The organism is Anaerorhabdus sp. (assembly GCF_036641015.1).
GTDB lineage: Bacteria > Bacillota_I > Bacilli_A > Erysipelotrichales > Erysipelotrichaceae > Anaerorhabdus.
On record NZ_JAVWFO010000019.1, the window covers coordinates 10,887 to 17,195 of the forward strand.

General features: G+C 31.0%; 8 protein-coding genes. 7 read left to right on the plus strand and 1 reads right to left on the minus strand.

What is annotated here, in order from left to right; all coding sequences use genetic code 11:
* The 7 genes from RR430_RS04280 to RR430_RS04310 all read left to right on the plus strand — a co-directional run.
* A partial coding sequence (locus tag RR430_RS04280) for a putative bifunctional diguanylate cyclase/phosphodiesterase (protein WP_332508705.1) occupies nt 1-1,281 on the plus strand: 1,281 nt, incomplete at its 5' end.
* Between the two features lie 139 nt (nt 1,282-1,420).
* Nucleotides 1,421-2,152: a GntR family transcriptional regulator gene (locus tag RR430_RS04285; protein ID WP_332508706.1), complete on the plus strand. Its 732-nt coding sequence runs from the start codon at nt 1,421-1,423 to the stop codon at nt 2,150-2,152.
* A 68-nt stretch (nt 2,153-2,220) separates the two neighbouring features.
* Entirely contained in the window at nt 2,221-2,640 is a 420-nt protein-coding gene (locus tag RR430_RS04290) for a PTS sugar transporter subunit IIA (RefSeq protein ID WP_332488216.1), read from the plus strand.
* 14 nt (nt 2,641-2,654) lie between these two features.
* The gene (locus RR430_RS04295; protein WP_332488214.1) at nt 2,655-3,389 is read left to right on the plus strand and encodes a BtpA/SgcQ family protein; all 735 of its coding nucleotides are present in this window, start codon (nt 2,655-2,657) and stop codon (nt 3,387-3,389) included.
* Nucleotides 3,390-3,393: 4 nt separating this feature from the next.
* Nucleotides 3,394-3,867 (plus strand): PTS system mannose/fructose/N-acetylgalactosamine-transporter subunit IIB, encoded by a 474-nt coding sequence (locus RR430_RS04300; RefSeq protein ID WP_332488213.1) that lies wholly within the window; start codon nt 3,394-3,396, stop codon nt 3,865-3,867.
* A 19-nt stretch (nt 3,868-3,886) separates the two neighbouring features.
* Entirely contained in the window at nt 3,887-4,660 is a 774-nt protein-coding gene (locus RR430_RS04305) for a PTS mannose/fructose/sorbose/N-acetylgalactosamine transporter subunit IIC (protein ID WP_332488212.1), read from the plus strand.
* On the plus strand, nt 4,644-5,474 hold the full coding sequence (locus RR430_RS04310) for a PTS system mannose/fructose/sorbose family transporter subunit IID (protein ID WP_332488210.1): 831 nt from the start codon (nt 4,644-4,646) through the stop codon (nt 5,472-5,474). The genes RR430_RS04305 and RR430_RS04310 overlap by 17 nt, the downstream gene beginning before the upstream one ends.
* Nucleotides 5,475-5,719: 245 nt before the next feature.
* Here the strand turns inward: RR430_RS04310 and RR430_RS04315 are convergent.
* A partial coding sequence (locus RR430_RS04315) for a GGDEF domain-containing protein (protein WP_332508707.1) occupies nt 5,720-6,309 on the minus strand: 590 nt, incomplete at its 5' end.

Sequence of the window (6,309 nt, forward strand, 5' to 3'; positions counted from 1 at the left end):
AAATTGGAAAAATTAGCGTATATAGATCCTTTATTAAATTGTAATAATATTAATAAATTTAGAATTTTAGTGAAAGATAAATTAGCTAATTATAAATCTGATTTGTATATGGTTAGAATTGATGTTGATAATTTTAAAATGATCAATGATATGTATAGCTACTCTGAAGGTGACTTTGTTTTATTTGAAATGAATAAGTTAATTTCAAAGATTTTAACAAATGAAGATTTATATTGTCATGAGAGTGGTGATAACTTCATGTGCTTGGTAAAGCGCAATTCGGATGAAGAAGTTATAGCGATGGGTACTGAATTTAGAAATAGTTTTAAAGAAGAATTAAATAAAGGTAGTAAGCAATATAAAGTTAATTTTACAACGGGGGTATATAAAATACCTGTAAATGAAAAAGACGTTGGGCTAATTATGGATAGAGCTACTATGGCGCATCAAATGGCAAAACAACAAGAGTCAGAACGCAAATTCAGTTTCTATATAGAAAAAATGCGTAAAAATGCAATTTCAGAAAAGGAAATTGAAAACGTTATGTATGAAGCTCTACATATGAATGAGTTTCATGCTTACATCCAACCTAAGATAAATATCGAAACAGGTAAGATGGTGGGTGCTGAGGCGCTAGTTCGTTGGATAAAAGATGGTAAAGTGATTACTCCAATAGATTTTATACCATTATTTGAGAAAAATGGATTCATTGTTAACATAGATATGTTTATACTGGAAGAAGTGTGTAAGATGCAAAGAGATTGGCTATCAAGGGGCATAACTCCGTTACCAATTTCTGTGAATCAATCTAAAGCATTAATCTATGGAGAAGGATATGTAAAACGGTTAGAAGAAATAATTAAAAAATATGATTTACCTCCTCATCTTGTCGAACTTGAATTATTGGAAACTATTATCCATGAAAATATTGATGAGTTTGGCAAAATATGTAGCGAATTAAGATCTAAGGGATTCTTGGTTTGTGTAGATGATTTTGGAAGTGGATATTCTTCGTTTAACTTATTGAAGGATATCGAGGCAGATGTGCTAAAAGTAGATAGAGAGTTTTTAACGGATGCTGAAAATAGTAAACGTGCTGAATTTATCTTAAGTAACATTGTGTCTCTTGCAAAAGGATTGAAAATGTCTGTTGTGGTTGAAGGGGTAGAAACAATCGAACAAGTTAACTTATTAAAACAGTTATCATGTTATATTGCACAAGGTTTCTACTATGCTAAACCAATGCCGAAAGCAGAATTTGAAGAATTGTTAACAAAATAAACTAGATCTCACTTGTAAAAAGGTGAGATTTTTAATTTGACAACACGATAATATGTGTTATGATGTCTTATATAAAAGAGATGTCATAACACGTATTATAAAATGTGTGATATAATGCAGATATACAGCGGAGGAAATTATGAGCAATTTACATAATAATGTTGCATCACCTTTATATCAACAGCTTTATGATGAGATCATGGAGAAAATCACAACTGGCGAATATCCGGTAGGGAGTCAAATTCCTTCAGAGGAACAGCTTAGTCAAATTTATAAGATAAGTCGTATCACAGTACGAAGTGCGATACAAAAACTTTGTGATGATAATGTACTTGTAAAGAAACATGGTAAAGGAACATTTGTATCATTACCAGTTTATGTCGAAAGTGTAAGTGCCGAAGGAAGTTTTACAAAATCGTGTATACAAATGGGTAAAGTCCCTAGTACAGAAGTTATATCTAAAGGTTTGAAAAGTGTTGATAAAAGAATTTGTGAGAACTTAAACATTAATGATCAAGAAAAAGTTATTCATATTCAGCGTTTAAGATTCATTGATGGTAGAGCAAGCATGATAGAAGAAGATTACTTTATTTCTGATTTTAATTTCATGTTGAATAAAGATATTGAGCAACAACCCTTACTTGATGTAATAAGGGAGAATACGGGTAATACAGCTAAATTCTTTGATGATGTTATAGAAATAAAATATGCTACAAAAGAACAAGCAAAGAATTTAGATTGTGTAGTAGGAACACCATTACTTTATATTAGCCAACTAGTAGTAGGCGATATGAATCAAGTTCTATATTATAACGAGCAATATATTCGTACTGATATATATAAATTTTCAGTTAGATCTAGTAACAAATAACGACTATTAAATTTGAGAAAAATTAATCTTATAAAGATGTTTTTATTGCGCCCAAAAGAGGAGGAAATATGAGAAAGTTAATTTTAGCATCACATGGACATCTAGCGGAGGGAATGAAAGATGCCGCTAAACTAATTACTGGACATCTAGCAGAAGAGATAGAAACGTATTGCTTATTGCCAGGAGAGGCTCCATCGGATTATGCAGCAAAATTAGTTATCGAAGTACAAAATAATCCAGAAATGGAATTTGTAATTGTTACTGATTTGTATGGAGCAAGTGTTTGTTCAGCGATGGTGCCGTTAACACTTTATCCGAATGTTAAGTTATTTACGGGTTTATGTTTATCAATGGTGCTAAATTTATTGTTAAGTTATATTGATCCATTAACAACACTTAATATTGAGGAAATAGTACAGGAAACAAAAGATGGAATAAAATTCATAGAATTTGAAAAACAATCAAATCAAGTCGAAGATGACTTTTAGAAAGAGGAAGAAAAATGAATAAAGACTTTCTATCACTTTTCCAAAATGAAAAACCAATTATTGGAATGATTCATTTAAAAGGAAATGATGATGAAGATGTATTTGAAAGAGCTAAAAAAGAAATAGATATTTATATCGACAATGGAATTGATGGCATTATTCTAGAGACATATTTTGGAAATTATTACCAATTAGAAAGAATACTAAAATATGTTGAAGATAGTAAACTTTCAATACCGTATGGTGTTAATTGTTTAAATGTTGATCATTTGGGGTTTCATTTAGCGAATAAGTATCATGCACAATTTGTGCAAATTGATTCTGTTATAGGACATGTTAAGGAAAGGGATGAGCCTTCATTGCATGAATTCTTTAAACTTGAAAGAGAAAATTCTAATGCGTGTCTTATTGGAGGAGTTAGGTTTAAGTATCAGCCAGTATTATCAATTCATACCGTTGAAGATGATTTGAAAATTGCGATGAGTCGATGTGATGGAATTTGTGTTACTGGTGAAGCAACTGGTGAAAATACATCAATTGAAAAAATTAAACAGTTCAAAGAAACTGTTAAGGATTTTCCAATAATTGTTGCGGCAGGTATAACTAAAGAAACATTAGAAGAACAGCTAAGTATCGCAGATGCGGCAATCATTGGAAGCTACTTTAAAGATACACGTATTGATACAGGTGATGTTTGCGTAGAACATGTTAAAGAAATTACTGATATTGTGAAAAAAATGAGAGGTTAATAAAATGATAAAACTAGTTAGAATTGATCACCGATTACTTCATGGTCAAGTTGCCTATGCATGGACAAAGAGCTTAGGTACTGATTGCATTCTAATTGCCAATGATGAAGTAGCAAAAGATAGTCTTCGTAGTTCGGTATTAAGAATGGCGGCTCCTAGTGGTGTAAAATTAGTTATTAAAAGTTTAGAAGATTCAATCACTGCATTGAATTCAGGTGTAACTGATAAATATCATTTGATGATAATTCTAGAGTCAATTAAAGATGCAAATGAACTTACTAAACATGTTCCATCAATTAATAAAGTTAATCTTGGTGGTGTAAAAACCGAAGAAGGTAAAAAACAAATATCAATGGCGGTATTCGTTTCACCAGAAGAAGTTATACAACTAAAAGATATGAATCAACGTGGTATTGCAGTTGAAGTAAAAATGATACCGGAAGATAAGGGTCAAGATGTAATGGACCTTATTAAATAAAAAGAGGAGGATAGTAAAAATGGTAGTACAAGCGTTATTGATTTTCTGTATTGCTGCCTTTGGTTATTTGAATAGCTTCTTTGCTAGTTCAAACATTGGTAGACCACTAGTTGTTTCTACATTAGTGGGATTCGCTTTAAACGATTTAAGAACAGGTATTATTGCAGGTGCAACATTAGAACTTGTTTGGTTGGGTGCTTTCCCAATTGGGGCAAGTAATCCACCAGATTATACTTCTGGTGCAATTCTTGGAACTGCATATGTTATTTTAACAGGTGCAGATGTTGCTTCAGCGGTATTATTAGCTGTTCCAGTAGCAACGTTGACAGCACTTTTATCAAACTTTATGATGATGTTTGTTGTTCCTATTATAGGACATAGGGCAGATCGTTATGCAGATAAAGGTGATTGCAATGGGGTCGATATGATGCATTATTTAGCAATTGTGGTACAAATAATTCCACAAGCAGGGATTGTCGCTTTAGCATTCTATTTTGGCCAACCAGTCATTGAGACAGTTATTGCAAGTATTCCACAATGGTTAAATAGTGGATTAAATTATGCGACAGGATTAATTCCAGCGATTGGGTTTGCAATGATTGCTAGAATGATTATGAATAAGCAATTAGCATGTTTCTTATTCTTAGGTTTCTTATTATGTGCATATTTAAATATGCCAATCATAGGTCTTGCAGGAATTGGGGCATGTATCGTAGCATTCTTATATTTCAATGAAAAGAAAAATAACACAGTAGTAATGGATGGGGGTGTACAAGATGACAATGAGTTCTAATAGTATGAAAAAACTAACTAAAAAAGAATTGAATCAAATCTTTATTCGTTCTTGTCAATTAGATATTTCTTGGGACTATGAACGTCAACAACACATTGCTTATTCTTATGCACTAACACCAGTTGTACGTAAGTTATATCCTAATAAAGAAGATGTAGAAAAGAGAATTGAAGCATTAAGACGTGGATTAGAATTTATGGCTATTACACCACAAATTTCTCCATTGTTAATGGGTATTAACGCAGCAATGGAAGAAGAAAATGCTAACAATAATAACTTTGATGGCAATTCAATAAATGCAGTTAAAACATCATTAATGGGGCCATTAGCGGGTATTGGAGATTCACTAATTCCAGGGACATTAAGAATTATTGCAGCAGGGATTGCAATCTCATTTGCATCTGCAGGAAATATTCTTGGCCCTATTCTATATTTATTAATATTTAATATACCAGCATTTATTATTCGTTATTATAGTTTAAAATTTGGATATTCATTTGGTTCAAGTTTCATTGAAAAAATTGCAAAAACAGGTATTATGAATAAGGTGTCTTATTATGCAGGTATTATTGGATTAATGGTTATTGGTGGAATGATTTGTCAACAAATATGGCTAGATTTACCAATTATGGTAGGTAGTGGAGATTTTGCACAACCATTAACCTATTATCTTGATCAAATTATGCCTTGTTTAATCCAATTATCTGTATTTGGATTTATGTATTGGATTATTGGTAAAAAAGTTAAAACAACTACAATCTTATTATCACTAGTAGTTGTGTGTTGTGTTGTATCATTTATCTTTGGGTTATAAGTTTAAATGCTGAGAAATCAGCATTTTTATATTTTCATAATAATGTAAAAGTAATTAGTTTATAACCGCTATATAACCTTGATGTTAGAAAATATAAATGTAAAAAAATAATTAACTCTTTATTTATCATTAGTTATTATTTTGGCGAAAGTAAGCGAAATACTTTATCGTTATTTTACCTCACCGTATCTATGTAAAAATGTCTAATCACCAGTTAGACATTTTTGCTTTATTAGGGGTATTATTTATAAAGAGAATTCTTCCTTATAGATTTCAATTCCGGATTTAGCTTTTGTTTTGACTGCATACATAGCGAGATCTGCTTTTTTAATTAGTTGTGATTTATTGTTGTCCAAAGTGTCAATAAATGAAATTCCTAAACTTGCAGATACTTGAACTGATTTATCAATTGCTGTTGTAATTGAATTTATTTTATTTAAAATACTTTCAGCAATCATCATTACATTTTCTTTGTTTTCATAGTTACTAATAAACAATAAAAATTCATCACCACCTAAGCGTGATATGTGTACTGTTTCAGTGGCTTCACTGCGCAATACTTTAGCAACTGATATTAATACATCATCACCATAATCATGTCCTAAACTATCGTTAATATATTTGAAACCGTCTAAATCAAGTAGTATACAGGCTTGGTTTTCTTGAGTATTTAATAAATTATCCATTACATTGTATATTGCATTCCGATTAGGTAATAAAGTTAAAATATCGGTTTTGGCAGATTCTTCTAGACGCTGATAGCTATGACTTAAATTATCAGTCATTTGATTTACGTTATCACATACTAATTTAAATTCGTCTTTACCATTATATG

Coding starts and splice junctions, on each gene's coding strand:
- RR430_RS04285 (WP_332508706.1), top strand. CDS start 1,421: ATGAGCAATTTACATAATAATGTTGCATCACCTTTATATCAACAGCTT.
- RR430_RS04290 (WP_332488216.1), top strand. CDS start 2,221: ATGAGAAAGTTAATTTTAGCATCACATGGACATCTAGCGGAGGGAATG.
- RR430_RS04295 (WP_332488214.1), top strand. CDS start 2,655: ATGAATAAAGACTTTCTATCACTTTTCCAAAATGAAAAACCAATTATT.
- RR430_RS04300 (WP_332488213.1), top strand. CDS start 3,394: ATGATAAAACTAGTTAGAATTGATCACCGATTACTTCATGGTCAAGTT.
- RR430_RS04305 (WP_332488212.1), top strand. CDS start 3,887: ATGGTAGTACAAGCGTTATTGATTTTCTGTATTGCTGCCTTTGGTTAT.
- RR430_RS04310 (WP_332488210.1), top strand. CDS start 4,644: ATGACAATGAGTTCTAATAGTATGAAAAAACTAACTAAAAAAGAATTG.